The 20037-nt window shown below is 68.6% G+C and carries 17 protein-coding genes; 4 read left to right on the top strand and 13 right to left on the bottom strand.

Annotated elements, in window-relative coordinates:
- The first annotated feature begins 119 nt into the window (after positions 1–119).
- The 3 genes from AC5JJ2_RS26225 to AC5JJ2_RS26235 all read left to right on the top strand — a co-directional run bounded on the left by AC5JJ2_RS26225 (position 120) and on the right by AC5JJ2_RS26235 (position 3496).
- On the top strand, positions 120–446 hold the full coding sequence (locus AC5JJ2_RS26225) for a winged helix-turn-helix transcriptional regulator (protein ID WP_495861012.1): 327 nt from the start codon (positions 120–122) through the stop codon (positions 444–446).
- A 136-nt stretch (positions 447–582) separates the two neighbouring features.
- Positions 583–2538, top strand: coding sequence for a protein kinase domain-containing protein (locus tag AC5JJ2_RS26230; RefSeq protein ID WP_495861013.1), 1956 nt, complete (start codon positions 583–585; stop codon positions 2536–2538).
- A gap of 139 nt (positions 2539–2677) precedes the next feature.
- Positions 2678–3496, top strand: a complete 819-nt coding sequence (locus tag AC5JJ2_RS26235) for a metallophosphoesterase (RefSeq protein ID WP_495861014.1) — start codon at positions 2678–2680, stop codon at positions 3494–3496.
- A gap of 80 nt (positions 3497–3576) precedes the next feature.
- Here AC5JJ2_RS26235 and AC5JJ2_RS26240 read toward each other — a convergent pair whose 3' ends face one another.
- The 4 genes from AC5JJ2_RS26240 to AC5JJ2_RS26255 form a co-directional block, all read right to left on the bottom strand.
- Positions 3577–4098, bottom strand: coding sequence for a pyridoxamine 5'-phosphate oxidase family protein (locus AC5JJ2_RS26240; protein ID WP_495861015.1), 522 nt, complete (start codon positions 4096–4098; stop codon positions 3577–3579).
- A gap of 92 nt (positions 4099–4190) precedes the next feature.
- On the bottom strand, positions 4191–7631 hold the full coding sequence (locus AC5JJ2_RS26245; RefSeq protein WP_495861016.1) for a PVC-type heme-binding CxxCH protein: 3441 nt from the start codon (positions 7629–7631) through the stop codon (positions 4191–4193).
- A 211-nt stretch (positions 7632–7842) separates the two neighbouring features.
- Complete coding sequence (locus AC5JJ2_RS26250; RefSeq protein WP_495861017.1) at positions 7843–8253, bottom strand: nuclear transport factor 2 family protein; 411 nt, start codon at positions 8251–8253, stop codon at positions 7843–7845.
- A 97-nt stretch (positions 8254–8350) separates the two neighbouring features.
- The gene (locus AC5JJ2_RS26255) at positions 8351–10546 is read right to left on the bottom strand and encodes a hypothetical protein (RefSeq protein WP_495861018.1); all 2196 of its coding nucleotides are present in this window, start codon (positions 10544–10546) and stop codon (positions 8351–8353) included.
- A 248-nt stretch (positions 10547–10794) separates the two neighbouring features.
- Here AC5JJ2_RS26255 and AC5JJ2_RS26260 point away from each other — a divergent pair, with 248 nt between their 5' ends.
- Positions 10795–11754, top strand: coding sequence for a DUF1559 domain-containing protein (locus AC5JJ2_RS26260; RefSeq protein ID WP_495861019.1), 960 nt, complete (start codon positions 10795–10797; stop codon positions 11752–11754).
- A 215-nt stretch (positions 11755–11969) separates the two neighbouring features.
- Here the strand turns inward: AC5JJ2_RS26260 and AC5JJ2_RS26265 are convergent, their stop codons facing one another.
- The 9 genes from AC5JJ2_RS26265 to folE all read right to left on the bottom strand — a co-directional run bounded on the left by AC5JJ2_RS26265 (position 11970) and on the right by folE (position 19971).
- Positions 11970–13211, bottom strand: a complete 1242-nt coding sequence (locus AC5JJ2_RS26265) for a hypothetical protein (RefSeq protein WP_495861020.1) — start codon at positions 13209–13211, stop codon at positions 11970–11972.
- A gap of 72 nt (positions 13212–13283) precedes the next feature.
- Positions 13284–13976 (bottom strand): hypothetical protein, encoded by a 693-nt coding sequence (locus tag AC5JJ2_RS26270; RefSeq protein WP_495861021.1) that lies wholly within the window; start codon positions 13974–13976, stop codon positions 13284–13286.
- Between the two features lie 12 nt (positions 13977–13988).
- Positions 13989–14471, bottom strand: coding sequence for a hypothetical protein (locus AC5JJ2_RS26275; RefSeq protein ID WP_495861022.1), 483 nt, complete (start codon positions 14469–14471; stop codon positions 13989–13991).
- A gap of 6 nt (positions 14472–14477) precedes the next feature.
- A complete protein-coding gene (locus AC5JJ2_RS26280) occupies positions 14478–14825 on the bottom strand; it encodes a hypothetical protein (RefSeq protein ID WP_495861023.1) in 348 nt (115 codons plus the stop codon).
- 149 nt (positions 14826–14974) lie between these two features.
- Positions 14975–15604 carry a histidine phosphatase family protein gene (locus AC5JJ2_RS26285; protein WP_495861024.1) on the bottom strand — a complete coding sequence of 210 codons (630 nt, stop codon included), beginning with the start codon at positions 15602–15604 and terminating at the stop codon, positions 14975–14977.
- A gap of 57 nt (positions 15605–15661) precedes the next feature.
- Positions 15662–16105, bottom strand: coding sequence for a molybdenum cofactor biosynthesis protein MoaE (locus AC5JJ2_RS26290; RefSeq protein ID WP_495861025.1), 444 nt, complete (start codon positions 16103–16105; stop codon positions 15662–15664).
- A 10-nt stretch (positions 16106–16115) separates the two neighbouring features.
- Positions 16116–16361 carry a molybdopterin converting factor subunit 1 gene (moaD, locus tag AC5JJ2_RS26295; protein WP_495861026.1) on the bottom strand — a complete coding sequence of 82 codons (246 nt, stop codon included), beginning with the start codon at positions 16359–16361 and terminating at the stop codon, positions 16116–16118.
- Positions 16358–19333: an FAD-linked oxidase C-terminal domain-containing protein gene (locus AC5JJ2_RS26300; protein WP_495861027.1), complete on the bottom strand. Its 2976-nt coding sequence runs from the start codon at positions 19331–19333 to the stop codon at positions 16358–16360. Before AC5JJ2_RS26300 ends, moaD begins: the two co-directional genes overlap by 4 nt.
- A gap of 23 nt (positions 19334–19356) precedes the next feature.
- Positions 19357–19971 carry a GTP cyclohydrolase I FolE gene (folE, locus tag AC5JJ2_RS26305; RefSeq protein ID WP_495861028.1) on the bottom strand — a complete coding sequence of 205 codons (615 nt, stop codon included), beginning with the start codon at positions 19969–19971 and terminating at the stop codon, positions 19357–19359.
- Between the last annotated feature and the right edge of the window lie 66 nt (positions 19972–20037).

The following is a 20037-nucleotide window of genomic DNA, read 5'->3' on the forward strand; positions in this document are numbered from 1 at the left end:
CGGCCCTCCTCCAGCGGTGACGATCGCGGCCGCGGCTGGAGGCTCACCCCCCTCCCTAACCCTCCCCCCCAAGGGGGGAGGGAACAAGAACAGACATGAACCGAGGTCGCTTGGAACCCATGCCGAAACCCCGCCGCTCCCCGTGCCCCATCGCCTGCACGCTCGACCTGATCGGCGACCGGTGGACGCTGCTCGTCGTCCGCGACTGCCTGTTCGGGAAGTCGCAGTTCAAGGAGTTCCGCGCGTCGCCGGAGGGGATCGCCACGAACATCCTGACCGACCGCCTCGCCCGGCTGGTGGACCACGGCGTCCTCGCGCGAGACGAAGCCGGCTACCACCTCACGCCGAAGGGGAAGTCGCTCTTGCCGATCCTGGAGTTCATCAAGGACTGGGGCCTTGCGAACATCCAAGGGACCGCGGCGCGGATGAAACCGAAGGTGAAGTGAGCCGCCGCCGGCAAATATGCACGCCCGCCTGAACCGGCGGGAATTCCGACGCCGCCTTCGCGCATCGCGCGAACCGGTGTTCTATCCTTCCGTTACGCCGCCGCCCCGGCCGTCGTCCACCGTTGGTGATCCTCCCGTGACATGGAATTCCACCGTCCTCGGGTCGCCGAAGGCGACTCAGGCCGTGCCCCCGCCCGGCGACCCGAAGACCAAGCTCGCCGCCATCTTGAAGCACGCCCGGCTCATCACGCCGCCGGCCGTCGCGCTGCGGGTCGTGGACGCGGCCAGCGACGACGAGTGTACGCCGAAGGAGATCGCCGACCTGCTCGCCCAGGACCCGGTGCTGTGCGGGAAGGTGCTGAAGGCCGTCAACTCGTGCGTCTTCTCGACCGGCACGCAGCCGATCGCCACCGTCGAGCGGGCCGTCATCCAGCTCGGCATGAACCCGCTCCGGTCGCTCGTCCTCGGCCTCTCGCTGCCGGTCATCCAGTCCCGGTCCGCGACCACGAAGACGAACCGCGACTTCTGGATCAGCTCCGTCAGCGGCGGCATCCTCGCCCGTGAGCTGTCGGCCGTCCGCGGCAAGTCGTCGCCGGGGTACGACCTCGTCGCCGGGCTGCTCCGCGACCTCGGGATGTTGCTGCTCACGCAGGCCAACCCGGCGGCGTGGGACGCCATGTGCAAGATGCCGGTGATCGACGTAATCGCGAACCGGCTCGCCGTCGAGGAGCGGCTGTTCGGCGTGAACCACGCGGAGGTGTCGGCCGAACTGCTGACCGAGTGGAAGCTGCCGCCGGACGTGGTCGAGCCGATCCGCCACCACCACCAGCCGGACAAGGCGACCGCCCGGCCGTCGTGGGCGGAGCGGGCCGAGCTTTTGAGCTTCGTCGAGATGCTCACCAGCCTCGACCACGTGGCCGAGTCGCCGAAGATGCTGGCCGAGATGCTGGCGAAGGCGTCGAGCCGGTTCGACCTGTCGAAGAAGCATCTCATCGCGTTCCTCGAAGGCGTCGCGCCGAAGATTCGGGCGTTCACCAGCCTCCTCGACGTGGAGGTCCACGAGTCGCCGGACTTCGCCGCCGTCCTGACCCGCGGGAGCGAGGCGCTGGTCGATCTGGCGCTGTCGAACCAGTTCCGGCAGTCGGTCGCGCACGTGTCGATCCGGGACGCGGCCGCCGACCCGGTCGGGCAACCGGCGGAAGCCGCGCCGGCGTCCGGCCGGTTTCCAGGCTTGAACCTGCCGGCGTTCTCGCTCGACTTCCTGGCCGGGCTGCCGCCGGAGGGGTGTCAGCTCCAGCAGTACCACGTGAAGCAAATCCTCGGCCGCGGGGCGATGGGCGTCGTGTTCGGGGGTGTCGATCCGGCCCTCGGCCGCGAGGTCGCCATCAAGATCATGTCGCCGGAGTTCGCGGCCAACCCGGAGGCCCGGCTGCGGTTCACCCGCGAGGCGCAGGCGCTCGCCGCGATCGCGCACGAGAACGTCGTGGGCGTGTTCGCGGTGGGCACGGCCGAGGGGATGCCGTTCATCGTGATGGAGTTGGTCCGCGGCGGGTCGGTCGAGGACCGGGTCGAGCGGGACGGGCCGCTGCCGGTCCAGTGGGTCGTCGAGTACGGCGGCCAGATGGCGCTCGGGCTGGCGGCGGCGCACGCGAAGGGGATCGTCCACCGGGACATCAAGCCGTCGAACATCCTCATCGAGGAGGCGACGAACCGGGTGAAGGTGAGCGACTTCGGGCTGGCCCGCGCGACGACGAACTTCGGCATCACGCAGGCCGGAGCGCTGGTCGGCAGCCCGCTGTTCATGTCCCCGGAGCAGATCGACGGGCTGCCGCTGGACGGCCGGTCGGATTTGTTCTCGCTCGGGGCCGTCCTTTACAACATGTGTACCGGCCACCTGCCGTTCCAGGCGGCCGGCATGGGCACGCTCATGCGGCTGATCTCCGAGGCCCGGCCGTTCCCGCCGATCGCGCACCGGCCGGAGCTGCCCCTGTGGCTGAACGAGGTCGTGCTGGACCTGTTGAAGAAGCGGCCGGCGGATCGCATCCCGACGGCCGAAAAACTCTACGCCCGCCTGAAGGCCGGGCGGCGATAACTAACGGCGTTAACTTTCGGCAACGCCCGCCCCGACGACCCCGGAAAATCGTGCCGCCGGATCGGGCGATTCGCCTCGCGAACGGCGGCCGGTTCCGTTACCCTCACACGACGGGAACGCGATTCGCAAGGAACCCGGCATGAACCGCCGCGCGTGTCTGAAGTACCTGGCCTCCTCCGCAATCGCCGCCGGCCTCGGCGGGACCGGGTACGGCTTCTTCGAGGCGAGCTGGGTCCGGGTCGAGAAGCCGACGTTCCGGCTGCCGAACCTGCCGCCGGCGCTCGACGGCCTGACCGTCGCGTTCCTGACGGACATCCACTTCGGCCCGTACAACGACCTCGATTCGATCCGGTCCCTCGTCCGCACCACGAACCTGCTCGACCCGGACGTGATCGTCCTCGGCGGCGACTACGCCGTCCGGGACCGCAAGTACATCGCCCCGTGCTTCGACGTACTCGCCGACCTCCGCGCCCCGCACGGGGTCTTCGGCGTCCTCGGCACGCACGACTACCGCCACGGCGTTGAGGAGACGCGGGCCGCGATGCGGACGGCGAAGGTCACCGAGCTGACGAACGCCGGCGTCTGGCTGAAACTGGGTGACGGCCGGCTGCGGCTAGCGGGCGTCGATGATTTGGAACGCGGGAAGCCGGCACTGGGACCGGCGCTCGGCGACGCGGCGGCGAAGGACGCGTGCGTGCTGGTGAGCCACAACCCGACGTTCGCGGAGTCGATCCGCGACCCGCGGGTCGGCCTCGTGCTGAGCGGCCACTCGCACGGCGGCCAGGTGCGGCTGCCGGTGGTCGGGTCGCCGTGGGTCGGGAGTGGACAAAAGTACCGCGCGGGGTTCGTGCAGGCCCCGGAGACAAAGGTGTACGTGTCCCGTGGCCTCGGCGTGAGCGGGCTGCCGGTGCGGTTCGGCTGCCGGCCGGAGCTGACGCTGCTGACGCTGACGGTTTGAAATATAGCCACCGGCTTGCCGGCGGGGTTTTGAGAGCCGCAAAACCCCGCCGGCAAGCCGGCGGCTATATAGTTGGTTCGTTACGGCTTCATGACGCCGTGTTCCGCGGTCGTCTGCACGCGGTTGCCGGTGGCGACCGCCTTCACCAGGCTGAACAGGTACGACAACTGCGACGGCCCGTCCCAGTACTCGGCTTCCGCCACGTCCACGCGGATGATGCCGAGGTTCGGGTCGTCCGGGCCGCCCGGCCACCACCCCTTCGCGTGGACGTTCCACAGTTCCTTCGCCTTCGCCGGGTCCCGCTCCGCGTCGGCCGTGCCGGTAACGGTCACGAACCGGTTCTTACCGGGGTCGGCGTAGGTCAACAGCACGGCCGGGTTCGCGTTCAGCTCGTCCACCTTGCCGGAGTGGATGTCCGACAGGAACCAGAGCGACCCGGTGAACGTCTCGGCGTCGAGCTTCTGCGTGTACATCGGCCGGGCGTGCGGCTTCCCGGTCTTCGCGTCGAACGTGGTGAACATGGTGACGCGGATGTCCTTGACCAGGTCGGCGAGCTTCTTGAGTTGTTCGGCGTGGGACAACGTTTCGGGTGGGTGCGTCATGGCGTGCCTCGCAGCAGGGACGGGCGAACGGAGTGAGCAACCCGTTTCCTGCTGCAAGGCCGATGCCGCCGACTTAAGCGAAAACGTGACGCCTACTTCTTCGCTGGCTCCTTCAACGTCGCCAGGAACTCGACCACGTCCCGCAGCTCCCGCTTCGACAGCTTCTTGTACAGGTCCTCCGGCATCGCCGACTTGTCCGGCTTCGGCTTCCCGTCCACGTCGTCCGCCGGGATCGTGATGAGCTTGTTGTCGGCCGTGATGAGCGTGAACTCCTTCGCCGTCTGGTTCTTTACGATGCCGCTGACCTGCTTGCCGTCCACCAACTCCAGGATCACGCTCTGGTAGCCCATCGCGATCGTCGCGTTCGGGTTGACGATCGACGCCAACAGATAGTCGCGGTCCTTCTGCGCGGCGATGCCGTTGAGGACCGGCCCCACGTCGCCGCCCTGGCCGTCGAGCTTGTGGCACCGCTGGCAGTAGACGGCCGCGTTGTTCAGGAAGATGTCCCGGCCCCGCTCCGCGTCGCCGCCGGCGAGCGTTTCGGGATACCGCTTCACCGTGTCCGGGCCGGCCTTCGCGCGGACGGTCTTGTCGTAGTCGGCCAGCTTCTCCCGCAGCGGGGCGTGCAGCTTCAGCCCCTTCGTCCGGGTGCGGGCTTCGGCCGCCTCCAGCACGTCGAGCTTCAGTTCCGCCGGGACCTTGTCCGCGATTAGCGCGTCCAGCCACCCGGCCAGGGCCGCGTCCACGTCTTTCGACTCCTTCATCCCGCCGAGGACGCCGAGGGCCATCTGCTTCTCGATGGCGCTGGCGGCCTCGTCCTTCAGCAGTCGCGGAAGTTCCTGCGCGGCGACGGCCTCGTTCGCCTTCGCGATCACCACCCGCGCCGCCGCCCGCAGCTTCGGCTCCTTCGCCTGAAGCGCCGCCTTCGCGGTGTCGGCCAGTTCCTTCGCCTTCAGCGCCTCGAGCGCGAACAGGCTCTCGGCCCGCGTCGTCGCGGACTGCTTCCCGTCGGCGACCATCGCGGCGAGCAGTTCGCCGACCTCCGTGATGCCGAGCTTCGCGACGACCTGCACGGCCTCCTTGCGGACCGCGTCCGACCCGGCGAACGCCTTGCCAATGACCGGTTTCAGCGCGTTCACGGCAATGGCGGCGTCGCGGTCCGGCAGGTCTTGGCGGCAGCCGGTCACGGCGTCCCGCTTCGACGGCTTCGCCCACTCGCCGAGCAGCTTGAGGGCGCTGATCCGCAGCGGGTCCGCCTCGGACGCGCGGGCGGCGAAGTTCGCGACGCGGGCCGCGGCCTCCGGCGTGCCGAGCTTGAAATTCGCGCTGACGGCCCGGAACGCCACCGCCTCCGGCAGCCCCGGCTTGTCGAGCAGCGCCGCGAGCGCGGGCATGGCGTCCGTCATGTTGTTGTCGTGTACGGCACGGGCGGCTTCAGCAACGATCCGCGATTCCACGTCGGTCAGAAACTCCGCGATCTTCGGGTTGTGTGTTTGTCGGAGTGCCAAAACCACACCGAGCCGCACGGAGGGGTTATCACTTTTGGCCCCTTTCCAAGCCGTGTACAGGCTGGCCCAGCCGGCCTGCTCCGCCCGAACAAGTCCGGTCACGATTGCCTGTCGAAGGTATGGATCGCGGTCCTTATTTTCGGCGAGTAGTTCAAAAAATGGGGCGAAGTAGCCCACCTCGGACACCGGTGTGAAGGTATGCTGAGCCGGACCGATCTGACCATAGGCCAGAATCGCCTCTGCCTTCACTCGTAGGTCTTGATCCTTCGTCAATTTGATGAGAGCCGTCCGCGATTCTTCCCGAATCACCTCGGCCTCAAATTGCCCACTCCACCAAGTGTGGCGTTGGATCAATCGAGCGGCATGTCGGCGAATTTCTGCATCTGGATCGGTCGCGAGGGTGATTGCGAACTTGTTTTCTTTGTAGTCCAACTTTTTCCGCATCCCGAGTGCCCAAATCGCGTGGAGTCGAGCTCGAAGTGACTTTGCGTTCTTCGCAACATGTCGGAGTTCTGTTACCGCATCTCGGCTAGCCAGTTCGTACTGAGCCTCCAGCCGTACATTCTGAATCGGGTGATCGAGCAGCTTCACCAGCTCGTCCACGTTCTTCTTCTCCAGCCCGTCGGCAAGCAGCTTCCGCGCCTCCTCGATGGCCGGGTTCTTCATCGCCTCCGGGTCGGCGGCGCGGAACAGGCGGCCCTTGTTCGGCTTGTCCCAGCCGCCGAGCCAGTCGCTCCAGTAGAACGCCCCGTCCGGCCCGAACTCGCAGTCCGTCGGCACCACGCCCTGCACGAACGGCCGCAGGTTCACGACCTCGAACGCCGCCCCCTTCGGCTTCACCGCCAGCGTCCAAATCTTGCTGTTGCCCGCGCTCGCCGTGAAGTCGCACGCGAAGAAGTGGTCCTTGTACTTGTCGCCCAGCCCGACGCCGGGGTAGTGCGTGAGGCCGGACGGCCCGTTGCCGAAGTGCGCCAGCGGCGGCACGACGTAGGCCGGCTGCCCCTCGTGCTGGAGGTGCCAGAGCTTCTCCGTGTTCCACGGCCCGCGGTTGCCCTGCGGCACGGCCGCCGTGTGCATGTGCGTGCCGTACTGGTAGCCGCACCGCCACCCGCTGTCCCCGCCCTCGACGACGTACACCCACCGCGCGGAGTCGCCGCTGTCGCAGTTGTTGTCGTAGGTGAACAGATTTCCGAAGTCGTCGAACGCCAGCTCCTGCGGGTTCCGCAGCCCGGCGTGGACGACCTCCAGGTTCGCGCCGTCCGGATCGCACCGCAGCACGGCCCCGGCGTCCGGGTAGTAGAGCTTCTTCCCTTCCTTCGTGGTGACGTTGAACCCGCGGTCGCCGACGCTGAAGTAGAGCTTGCCGTCCGGCCCCATGCGGAGGCCGTGCAGGTCGTGGCCCTGGAACTGCGCCCGCACGCCGAACCCGGTGGCCAGCGACTTCTTCTCGTCCGCCTTGCCGTCGCCGTCCGCGTCCTTCAGCACGTACAGGTCCGGGATGCAGGTGAAGTAGACCGACCCCTTGCGGGCCAGTACGCCGGCGGCGATGCCGTCCTCGGTCCGGTTGTACCCGCCGGTGAACGTCTCCGCCTTGTCCGCGTGCCCGCTGCCGGTGCTGTCCCACAGCACCCGCACGCGGTCCTCGAACTTCTCGAACTGTGGGTAGTTGTGCTTCTTGTACATCGCGACGCGGTCGGCGACGGAGGCGGCGTTGATGTCCTCGTCCAGCCAGTACATGTGCCCGCGGGTGTCCGGCACGCCGTCCTTGTACCGGTTCGCCTCGACGACGTAGCACTTGCCGGCCTCGTCGAACGCGAACGCGATCGGGTTCTGGAACTGCGGCTCGGCGGCCCAGACGGTGGCCTTGAGGCCGCCCTCGATTTGGGCCCGCCCGGCGGCCGCGTCCGGCGACTGGTCGGCGGCGTTCTTCTTGTTCTTCTCCTGCTCCGGCGGCACGGCGAGGGCGACGAGGGCGAATCCGCCCGCCAGCACGCTGGCGAACAGGGCACGGGTCCAACGCGACATATCGACTCCGAGAGAGGGCGAGCGAACGCGCACACCGGCGCGGGCGGGGATGTGTTCAAGCTAGCTGCGAAATGAAACGAGGGCAACCGTCTTGTAGGGCGGGTCAAGGCTTTGCGCCGACCCGCCGACGCGGTCCCGGCCGGTTCGGCGGTTCTCCGTGCGGTTGCGGTCCCCCGGCGGGTCGGCGCAAAGCCTTGACCCGCCCTACAAATCAATCCTTCCGCGTCGCGGCCATCGCGGCGGCGGTGTCGAAGAACTCGAAGTACTCGGTCACCTTCCCGTCCCGGAACCGCCACAGCCCGACCGTCGGCGACACCACGGTCTTCCCGGTGTGCTTGCACGTCCACGAGCACTCGCCGACCGCCACGACCCGGTCGCCGTGCTCGATGAACTCGTCGGTCCGGTAGTAGACCATCTCCCAGTCGGCCTTCAGCCCGGCCAGGTACTGCTTCAACTCGTCCCGGCCGCTCCGCTTCTTGGAGAACTCCACCCCCGGCCGGCCCTCGCCGAGGGAGCGGAGTTTGAAGTCCTCGGCCGCCATGTCGAGCCAGACGGCCTCGTCCTGGCCGCGGGTGTCGTGCCACCGCTGGTAGGCGTGTCGGAGCTTGTCCACGTTACTCATGAGAAACCCCCGCGGCCGCGAGACTTGAACCACGATATGAGCGTGCGTTCAAGGTACGCGGCCGCGGGGCGGCGGCAACCGGGGAAGTGCGCCGCGACTACGAACCGATCAACGCCCGGACTTCCTCCTCCGCGGCGGCCGGGTCGATGCCGGTCCGGCTGGTCGGGTCGCCGAGGTAAGCGTTCGCGATCACCGTCCGCGGAACCGGGAACGTGCTGACAACTGCCGTGCCCGCGGCGGGCTGGAACACCTGCACCCGCGGCGCGCCGCCGACCCCGGCCCCGACGGCCAGGGCGTCGCCGCCCGCCGTCGGCACGAAGTCCACGAAGCACCCGCCGCGGAAGTTCGCGTCCTCGAAGGCCATGAAGTTGTCCACCACTTCCGGCCGCAGCCCGGCGGCGAGGGTCGTCCCGTCGTACACCGTCACCCGCGGCCCGCCCCCCTTGCCGGCCCCGACCGCCAGTTGCGTCCCGGCCGCCAAGTACCGGCCGATGGCGACCGTGCCGCCGCCGCGGAAGTTCGCGTCCGCGATGCCGAAGAAGCTGTGGACCTGCTCCAGCGCCGCCCCGTCCGCCGACAGCCGCAGGACCACGACCCGCGCGCTGCCGCCGGCCTGGGCGCACACCGCGATCTCGGACTTCCCGTCGCCGTCGAGGTCGCCGGCGTCCCACGACAGCCCGCCCTTGTACCGCTCCTCGTAGGGCTGGTAGCCGGCGACCAGGACCGCCCCAGTCTTGCCGTCCGTCACTTCCAGCCGGTTCGTGTCCACGACGCGGACCGTCTCGGCCACCCGGTCGCCGTTCAGGTCGCCGGGGACGGCCGGGAGAAGCGTCAGGGCCGGGGCTTGGGGGTCCACTAGCGCCGCGACGCGGACGTCCTGGCGGAACGGCTGGTACGGCTCGAAGGTCCCGCCGCGGCCGTTCGCGCCGTACACGGCCAGCAGGCGGTCCCCGTCCAACAGCAGGTCCATGACCGTCGGCGTCGCGCTGCTCTGGTAAAACTGTTCGCCGGTCACGCGTTCCGTGGCCAGCTTCAATACTTGTTCGCTCGCCCCGTCGGCGGTGAACACCTCGACGGCCGCGAACCGATCGACGACCGTTTCCCCTTCGCTCGTCTCGTGGTCCGACCCGGCCACGACGAACCGCCCGTCCGGCAGTTGGACCAGGGTCGTTTCGCTGAACGTGTCCGGGGGCGCGAGGCTCGACCGGAATGCGTCGTACCCCCGGAGGGTCGCCAAGCTGGTTCTCGCCCGCCCGCTGTCGCCGAAGGTCGGGTCGAGCGTGCCCGTCGGCGTTAGGCGGATCAACTCGTCGCGGGGCGGCTTGAGCGAGATGCCGGCGTCGATCACGGCCAGGAACGCGGCCGTGTATTTGCCGGCGATTTGCACCACCAGGCCGCGGGCCGTGTCCACCACATCGCTGACGTAATACTCGGTGTTCGAGGGGGCCGGCAACAGGGTACTTAGTTCCAGGAGGCCGTCGGTCCCCCACCCGGCATCGCGTGCCCCGTTCGGGCGGAGGCGGATCACGAATCCGTCCGCCACCCGGTCTTGAAAGGTACTCCCGGCGACCACGATCCGTCCGTCGGCGTCCGCGAGGACGTTCGCGATCGCGATCACGTCCCCACCGAAGCCGCTCAACGTCGAGGACGCGGCGGCCGGGAGCGGAACGCGGGCCGTGCCGCCGTCGCCGAACGTCGTGTCGAGGCCGCCGGTCGCGGTGAACTTCCGCACGGTCACGAACCGCTGCGGTTGCGAGTTCACATCGAAGAACTCCTGCCCGGCCGCGGCGAGGACCGACCCGTCGGCCAGGACCGCCACCTGAAACTCGGTGCCGTCGACGTGCGTGCCGAACTCGCCGCCGACGAACACGTACCCGTTGTTCCCGAACGTCGTGTCGATGCTGCCGTCGGCGTTCAGTTGGTACAGCGCCGCCGGGTACTCCGGGACGAACGCCTCCGTGTCGTTCGGGTAGCCGTACCCGGCGACGAGGACCTTGCCGTCCGGCCGGGTGTGGACGCTCGTCTGCACGAAGAGGCGGAGGTTCGCGGCCGCCGCGGTCGCCGCGCCGGTCGGAGTCACGCGGGTCAGGACCGGGCCGCCCGGCGTCCGGGTCGCCACGAGCACGTCCGGGCCGGGCAGTGCGGCGAGTTGCAATTCCGACCAGGCCCCGGTCGGCAGGGTGACCTGCCCGCCGTCGCCGAACGTCGGGTCGAGGCCGAACGCCGGGGTGACGCGGTCTTCCAGCCGTTCGATGCGCAACCGGGGCCGGGAATGCGGGCGGAAGTCAAACATGGAACACCCTTGCGAGTCGGGGCGGGGTTGGTGGGTATCGGGTCAGGCACGGAACGGCCGGCCGGCGGGCCGCGCATTCTCTAGACGATCCCCGGCGGTCGTTCGTTTCTCATACGCCGCCCCGCCGTTCAACCCCGACAACCCGCGCCGCTTTCGCGGCCGGGCGAACGATTTCTCACACCTCTCCGTCTCACCTGCGGTAGAATCGAAGCCGTTCACTCCGTTCTTGTCCCCACCCCGGATGCCCCATGCGTCCCCACCGCCGCGGGTTCACGCTCATCGAGCTGCTCGTCGTCATAGCGATCATCGCCATCCTCATCGGCCTGCTGCTGCCCGCCGTCCAGAAGGTCCGCGAGGCCGCGGCCCGCGCCCAGTGCCTGAACAACCTCAAGCAGCTCGGCCTGGCGCTGCACGGGTTCCACGACACGAACACCGTCTTCCCGGCGTCCGGGTGGACGGTGGCCGGCCCCGGCAACCCGGACGGCAAGTTCGTCGGCTGGCGGCCGCTCACCCTGCCGTACATCGAGCAGGAGAACCTCAAGCAGCTCTACGACTTCAAGGTCAACTGGTGGGAGGGGAACAACCTCGTGGCCGGGGCCGTGCCGGTGAAGACGTACCAGTGCCCGAGCGTGCCGAACCGGGCGACGGTCACGTCCGCCATCGCGAAGCCGCCGCGGCCGGCGATGACGTTCCCCAACGCCCTCGCCCCGACCGACTACGAGGCGATCCTCGGCGTGCAGCCGGGGTCGATCAACCCGCACCTGCCGACGGCCGGGTTCTACACGGCCGGCAACCGGTTCTCGGTCATGTCGCGGAACTCGCGGACGACGATGGTCGGCGTCCAGGACGGCACGTCGAACACGATCGTGGTCGTCGAGTGCGGGGCGCGGCCGCTGGTGTACAACAACCGGTCGGTGAACGCGGCCGTCGGCAACGACCAGGGGATCGGCTGGATCGACAGCGAAGGCCCGTTCAGCCTGGACGGGTCGAGCGCCGACGGGTTGACGGAGGGCTGCGGCACGGCGACGCCGGGCTGCGCCGTGGCGATGAACAAGCGGAACAACAACGAGCCGTACGGCTTCCACACGGGCGGGGCGAACTTCCTGTTCGCCGACGGGCACGTGCAGTTCGTGCGGGATGCGGTGTCGCTGGTGACGCTCGCGGCCCTCTGCACGATGCAGGCCGGCGAGGTGGTCGGGGACATATAGCGGTGTGGCTCTGCCCACCGTGCGGGTTCGAGTCTTCGAGAACCCGCACCACGGAGACGCACCACGTATCACGGGAAGGTTCACGCGGGCGCAAAGACGTTCCTCCCGCGGGAATCTTTTTCCCACCGAAATCAGTTCCCCGTGGGAGGCTGCGTGGTGCGGCCGTCGAAGACTCCGGCCGCGCGGTGGGCAGAGCCACACCGCTATATGACAGACTACTTCACCCGTGCCGCGTCCAGCACGGTCATGTTCCCGTAGCCGGTCGGCCACTTCGACTCGACCTCCGCCTGCCCGACGAAGTCGGCCTCACCCAGCTCCGCCTTCCAGTCCTTCGCCAGCTTGTCCGTCGCGTCCAGGTACACCTTCACCAGGTACTTGCCCGGCGGCAGCGTCGGCGTGCCCGCCTTCCACGTCTTCGCGTCCGCCGAGTCTGGCGTCGTCAGCAGCGTGAGGTTGTGCTGCCAGAGCTTGCCGCCGCCCCACACCTTGCGGTCGGTCGTGGCGACCGGCCGCTCGGCCCACTTCTTCGCGGCCGCGTCCCACGCGAACAGCTTCACGGCGACGTACTTGTCGGCCCACGCCGGCGGCGTGTTCTTAATTTTCAGCCACGCTTCCGTGCCGAACTGCACTTCCTTCGGCTTCCCCGGCAACTCCGCCGCCGACGCATAGCTTCCGCGCACCACGGCGGAGTAGTCGTCCAGGAAGCTCCGGAACGCCTTGTACCCCTGGTCGCCGACGAGGAACTTCACGCCTCCGCCGTGCTTCACCTCCTCGTTGAGCGGCTTGAGCAACAGCACGCTCCGCTCCGGCTTCTTCGCGTCGATCAGCTCCGACCGCGTGAGGTACGCCAGCGTTTCGGCGGCCGTCGGCCGAATCCACGCCATGTGCTCGCCGTGCTCCTCGTCCGGCTTCTTCTTCCGGCGGTCGGCCACGCTCTCCGGCGTGTGGCAGCCGGCGCACCGGAACCGCAGCGCCCAGACCGTGTTCTCGAACGATTGCAGCACCCGGTCGGCCCGCGCGTGGCGGATCACCGCGTCCGGCTTCGCCGGCCTCGCCAGCGCCTTGGTTTCCAGCTTCGGCGCGGCCCGCAATTCGGCGTCGGCGCAGCTCGCCTTCACCCACGCGGCGAACGCCTCGTACTCGGCTTGCCGCGTCTTCTGCTGAACGTCGGTAGCCTTCTTCGCCTCCTTGCCCATGTCGATGAGGTGGAGAATCTTCGACTTCTCCGGGCGGTCGAGATCGACGAGGCCCTGGTCGCGCAGCGAGAGGAACGTCTCGCGGTGGGAGGGGCGGATGTAGTCCTTGAGGTCCACGCCGCTGAGGTGGCACTGGACGCAGCTCGAGGGGTTCGGCGACTTGAAGATCGGCACGATCCGGTTGGCGAAAACTTCCTCCGGCGTGTCCGCGCGGGCGGCGAGGGAGAGCGTCAGTGCGGCGAGGGTGAGGCAGAGGCGCATGGAGAACTCCAAGTCGTGAACGCCGCCGCGCCGCGGCGGGCCGCGGGGCGGAAGTGATTCTACAAGAAGCGATCAGCGATTCGGGACGACGATCGTGTATTCGACGGCGGCGAACTCGAACGGCTTCGGGGGGTCGTTTCGTTCCGACACGACCAAGAAGTATCGTCTCGCCGTTCGCTCCTCGCGGTCGAGTTGGCCGTCCCGGTTGCTGTCGAAGAATCGGGTCCCTTCCGCATCGTCGGCATCGGCCATCCGGATCATTTCCTCAACAACCCACGCGGGGCGGACCCACGGCCGTTCGACCGTCGGCAAGTTCGGCCAGTCCTTGGGACTCAAAGAGTTGTACCGGACGCGACGCACCTCCCGGCCGTCGAGGGTGAACACGCAGTCGTATTGCGGTGCCTCGCCGGAGTGAAACTGCAAGCCCAGCAAGTTCACGCGGGTCCGCCCGCCGCACTCGTAAGTCAGCCCGCGGTGGTGAAAGGTCATTCGCCCGTCGGCGTCGCAGACGACGGGGTTTCCGGGCACGAACTCATCGACCGGGTAGAGGTAACTTCGTCCCCCGGCCTGGGTGAACACGTCGAGCCGCACGCCGGGGACCGGCCGACCGTCCGCGTCCACGAACCGCAACCGGTATTCGATACTCGGAAAATGGCTGTCCCAGGACCATCGTTGGAACGGGATGAGCAGCAGCGCCGCGAGAAGCCCGAAAACGACCCAGGCGGTTCGTCGTACCCATCGTCCGGGCTGGCGGCCGTCGGCCATGCGTCTCGCCTTTCATGCCGCCTCGCCGTGGTGGTCCCGGTTCAGTGTAAAGGTCGTGCCGTCCCACGTCGATTCGGCGCTGAAGTTCCTCAGCACGTCGCGGGTGCCGAGGATCGGCATGGCTAGTTGGTCCACGACGATGACGTGCAGTTGAAACGCCAGGTCCGGCTCGCGCCGCCGCTTCGAGAGGAGCGGGAACTGGACTTTCATCGTGGTCAGCCACGCGGGTTGGCTGCCGCCCACGCCGCCGATACCGCCGGGGATGCGGTCGTCGGTGTCGTGCAGGCGGAGGGAGTACCGGAGGGCGAAAACGCGGCTCACCATGCAGAGGTGAGAGCCGGTGTCCCAGAGGAACGGGATGGGGTGATGGACGAACTGCCCGGTCGCGTTGTTGCGGACGGCGAGCGGCACGCGAAAGAACGGGCAGTTGAGACCCAGGTAGTTCCGAGTCGAAACGTCCTCGAACTCTGGGTTGACCGTGAACCAGCGGGCCATGACGGGTTAGCCCTGGGGGACGTAAGCGAACGCCTGATCGACTGGGTGGACGTAGCGGACCTCCGCCCCTTCCCGTTGTTCGTCCGGCAAGGCGTCGTACAGCGACAGCCCCTCTTGCTCCGTATCGCCGACGGCCAGCAGGTACGGCTCGACCAACTTCTCGCCGTCCCACTTCGAGCGGATCACGGCGTACATCCGGGGGTACTGCTTCTTAATTTCATGGAACGCCGCGGTCTCGGCCTTGATCCGTTCTGGCGGATAGCCCGCCGCCCGGACGCGGTCCCGCATCTCTTGGACCGGGTCGCGCTCGTCTTCCGGTGATTCCAGGTCGGTGTCGGTGGTCGTCGTGTTCATGTCCTGCCCTCCGCGAATGCGCTCACGCCGAATCCTACCACGGCTGCCCCACGCACGCAGAAATGAACAAATTTCCATTATACCGACCGCGTCAAGGGCACATCGCCAACTCCCCTGCGACACGGGTTGGCGATGTTGGCGATGTGGTGTCACTTCTTCGCCGGCAGGACGCACCCCTCGCCGCTCAGGTGGCGGTCGTCGTTCCAGAGCATGATCGCCGGCTCGTCGAGCTTCCCGTGGTCGAAGTACAAGACGCTGATCGACGACGTGCCGAGCAACAGGTGCTGGGCGAACGCCGGGTCGGCCCCGACCCACCGGGCCGCGAACACCCGCAGGTAGTGGCCGTGCGCGAACACGAGGACGTTGCCGGTCAGCGCCTTGATCTTCGCGATGACGCGGTCCGCCCGCGCCGCGACTTGCTGGATCGTCTCGCCGTTCGGCGCGCCGTGCTTGGCGAGCTGCCAGCCGGGGTTGTCCTTGCGGATGTCGGCGGTCTTCTTCCCCTCGTAGCTGCCGTAGTCCCACTCCATCAGGTCCGGGTCCACGAAGGCCGCGAACCCGGCGAGTTCGCTCGTCCGCTTCGCCCGCTGCAGCGGGCTGGTGAAGACGTGGCTGAACGTGAGGTGCGCGACCCGCAGGCCGATGAGCTTGGCGTCCTCCTCGCCGTCGGGCGTCAGCGGGATGTCGGTGCGGCCGGTGTGCTGCCCGGTCTTGGTCCACTCGGTCTCGCCGTGGCGGGCGAGGTACACCTTCGGCAGGTTGGACGGGACGACGGCCATCGGTCACCAGGGGTCAGGAGTCAGGGGTCAGGGGTCAGGGATCAGGACAAGAGGGTGCTAACTGACACCTGACTCCTGATTCCTGACCCCTGGTTGCGGGTGCACCCAGGCCGTGTTGCCGTCGGGCGCGTTTTCCTTCTTCCAGATTGGAACCAATTCTTTCACCCGGTCAATCACGAACCGGCACGCGTCGAACGCCTGCGCCCGGTGCGGGCAGCTCACCGCGACGGCCACGCTCACGTCGCCGACGTGAAGGCGGCCGAGGCGGTGGACGATCATCACGTCGCCGACCGGCCACTTCGCCCGCGTTTCGGCCTCGATTTCGGCCATCTTCTTCTCGGCCATCGGCGGGTACGCCTCGTAGTCGAGGAAGACGGTGCGCACGTCGGCGGTGAGGTCGCGGACGGTGCCGAGGAACAGGACCACGCCGCCGCAACCGGGGCGGATCACGGCGGCGGTCAGCGCGTGGTAGTCGATGGGGTCGGGCGTGAGCCGGGTCATGGGGACGATTCTACCCGCCGCTGACCGGCGGGATGACCGCAATTTCGTCGTTCTCGCGAACCGTGTCGGAATCCTCGGCAAACGCCTGGTTCACCGCGACGGCCGACGCCGCGAGTAGCGGCGCGAGGGCCGGGATTTGAGCGGCGAGATGGAAACGAAGGTCGGCGACGGTGGCGTGCGACGGCAACTCGACGGCGACCGAATCGCGGCCGGCGAGGTCCTTCGCACGGGCGAAGAGCAGGACGCGAACGGTCATGACAGGTCGAACTCCATCAGCCCGTAAGCCATCGCGAGCCACTGGACCGGGTGCAGCGTTCGCTTGCCGGCCGCGTCTTCCATTTGCATCCGACACGCCGAGCACTCGGTCGAGCCGTAGATGATCCGCGGCCGGTCGAGAGCGGCGAGCATCTCGGCCCCGGCGGCCAGGGACGTGTCGCGGTTGCGGGCGGACAGGCCCCACGTCCCGGCCATGCCGGAACAGCCGCGGTCCACCGTCTCGACCGTCGCCCCGCCGATGAGTGCGAGCAAGGCCGGAGCCGCGGCCGGCTTGCCGAGCGCCTTCACGTGACAGGGCACATGATGCCCCAGGCCGACGGGCAGCTCCCGCGTCGTCGGCTTCAGCTCGCCGCGGTCGTACAACTCGCCGAGCAACGACATCAGCTCGACCGTGTTCTTCGCCACTAGCGCCGCGTCCGCGTCGTCGAGTAGCGACAGGTAGTCCTGCGTCAGCGCGAGGGCGGCCGTCGGCTCGGAGCAGACGATCGTGTACCCGTCGCGGACCAACTCGGCCAGTTCCCGGACGTTGTACGCGGCAACGTCCCGCGCCCGGTCGGCGTCGCCGAAGCTCAACGGCGTCATCCCGCTGCCCCGCTGCCGGGACGGGACGTGGACCTCGAACCCGTGGTGCTTCAACACGGCCACGGCCGCCTCGCCGATGCCGGGGTCGCAGTAGTTCGCGAACACGTCCACGAAGTACGCGACCTTCCTCGCCCCGGCCCGCACCGTGCCGCGGCGGGTCAGCCCGGCCCACCACGCCCGGCGGAGGAACGTCCGGTGCGTGAACCGCGGCACCTTCCGCTTCCGCGACAGGCCGAAGAACTTCTCCAGCAGCCACCGGCTCCACCGCATCGCGAGCAACGTGTTCATCGTCCAGGAGAACTGCCCCGCGAGCCGGGCGAGCGACTCGGCCCGCGCGACGAGCCACTCGTGGCGGTTGAACCCGTGCTCCTCGAAATGGGCGGCCTTCGCCTCCAGCATCAGCTTCGGCACGTCCACCTTCGCCCGGCACTCGTCCCGGCACATCTTGCAGTTGACGCAATGCCGCGAGACCTCTTCCACCTCGTCGCTCGACAGCTTCGCCGGGTCGTCGAGCAACTTCACGGCGTTCGCCATGCCGCGGGGGGTGGCCGCCTCGTCGCCGGTGGCGCGGAAGATCGGGCACATTCGTCCCGGCCCGGTCCGCGGCCGGCAGTCGCCGCAGCCGTTGCACCGGGCGGCCTCGGCGGTGGGACTCGTTTCTTTCCACACGAGGAGCGATTGGGGGGAGTCGGGTTTCGGGTTTCGGGTTTCGGGTTTCGCAGAATCGGACGGCGGCGTGCCGTTGAGTGACACCTGAAGAGCGGCCTCCGTGGGCTCCAACGGCCGGTGCGTCTTCGACCCGTTGAGGGAAGCGGGCACGGGGGTGGCTTCGTCCGACGAACCCCGAACCCCGAACCCCGAACCCCGATCTGGGGCCATCGGCCACGCCGGGCGGCTGGGGTCCGGGCCTAGAATCTTGCCGGGGTTTAGGATGTTCTTCGGGTCGAAGATGCGCTTGAGTTCGCGGAACACCGGCATCAGCGGGCCGCACTGCTTCTCCACCCACGGCGTGCGGGCCAGGCCGACGCCATGCTGCGTGCTGATCGTGCCGCCGAGGTCGATGGCGAGCGTGTGGACCTTGTCCGCCAGCGGCCACATCTTCTCGCGGTCGGCCGGGAGCAACAGGTCGAGCAGCGGCCGCGTGTGAATCTGACCAGTGAGCAAGTGGACGAGGAACGAGGCGTTGATCTCGTCGGTGCGGAGGATCTCTTGCACCTTCGCGACGAACTCCGGGACGTGCTCGGCGGGGACGGCGATGTCCTCGACGAACGCCTCCGGCCGCCGCCCGCGGCCGATGGCGTACAGCCCGGACACGGCCGAATCGCGGAACACGATCAGCCGTCGGACCTCCGCCGGGTCGCACGTCGGCTCCTGGAGGACGACGCACTGGTGCGACCCGCGGACGATCTCAACCGTCTTCGCCGCCAGGTCGAGCGCGTCGCGCTCGGTGTCCGCTTCGACCTTCCCGATGAGCACGGCCCCGACGGTCGGCGGCACGGGCGACGCCTTCGCCAGCGACAGCAGCCGTTGGTCGAGCACGTCGCCCCCGGCCATGCCGGGGGCGCGGCGGAGGTCCGGCCCGGCCCGGAGGGCGGCGTCGAGCGTGGCGAACCCGACGAGGAACTGCGCGACGCCCCCGGCGAGCGGGATCGTGCGGAGGGTGGCCCGCGTGACGACGCCGAGCGTGCCCTCGGAGCCGACGAGCAGCTTCGCGACATCGACGCCGGTTGGCGTCAGCAAGTCATGGAGAAGGTAGCCGCAGCGGTCGAACGGCGTCCGGGGCCGTTGGGCCGCGATCAGCTCGCGGTGTTCGTCCAACAGCGTTCCGAGTTCCGAGTTCCGAGTTCCGAGTTCGCCGCCGTCGTCGGCCACGGCGGTGACGGCCCGGACGTGGTCCCGCGTGTACCCGTGGCGGAACGCCGTGCCGCCGCTCGCGTTCGTCGCGATCATGCCGCCGAGCGTGCAGCTCGCGCCGCTCGCCGGGTCCGGCGCAAACCGGCGGCCGTGCTTCGCCAGTTCCGCGTTCAGCTCGCCGAGCGTCACGCCGGGTTCCACTGACACCGCGGTGTCAGTAATGTCCGAGACGCGGCGGAAGTGCGTGCTGAGGTCGAGGACGACGCCCGCGCCGAGGGCCTCGCCGGCCAGCCCGGTCCCGGCCCCGCGGGGGACGACCGGCACGCCGCGGTCGAACGCGAACTTCATGACGGCCCGCACGTCGGCGTCGTCCACGGGGACCACGACGGCGGCGGGCAGGACGTGGAACGGGCTGGCGTCCGTGGCGTACAGCCCCCGGGCCAGCGGATCGACGATCAGCTTGCCGCGAACGACGCCCCGGAGCTCGCCGGCGAGTTGTTGCGAGGTCAACGTCACAAGGGGCGTTATATGCCCGGCGGTCAGCGGTTGTTGTAGACGAGGCTCATCAGCTCGTTCCGCGTCATCGGGTTCGTCTTCACCAGCCCGCGGACGGCGCTCGTCATCGTCATCGCGCCGGGCTTCCGCACGCCGCGGATCGTCATGCACGAGTGGCTCGCCTCGACGATCACGCCGACGCCGCGGGGCTGCACCTCGTCCATGATGAGGTCCGCGATGGCTTCCGTCATCCGCTCCTGCACCTGCGGCCGCTTCGCGATCACGTCCACGACGCGGGCCAGCTTGCTGAGGCCGACGACCTTCCCGGCCGGCAGGTAGCCGATGTGCGCCTTCCCGGTGAACGGCAGCAGGTGGTGCTCGCAGCACGACGCGAACTCGATGTCCTTGACGATCACCATCTCGTCGTGCTTCTGCGTGAACAGCTTCTTGAGGTGGACGGCCGGGTCGGCGTGGAGGCCGCTGAAGATTTCCGCGTACATCCGGGCCACGCGGTCCGGGGTTTCGAGCAGCCCCTCGCGGTCCGGGTCCTCGCCGACGGCGAGGAGGATTTCCCGCACCGCGGCCTTGATCCGCTCCACGTCCACCGGCTGGAACTCGGCCGCCCGCATCCGGGCGAGGTCTTGGAGGGACGGGTGCATCGGCTGTCTGCTCACGGCGGCGTCTCAAGGGGAGAATGCGAGGGCATTTTAGGCCGCCGGCGGCCG

Source organism: Limnoglobus sp., assembly GCF_059499385.1.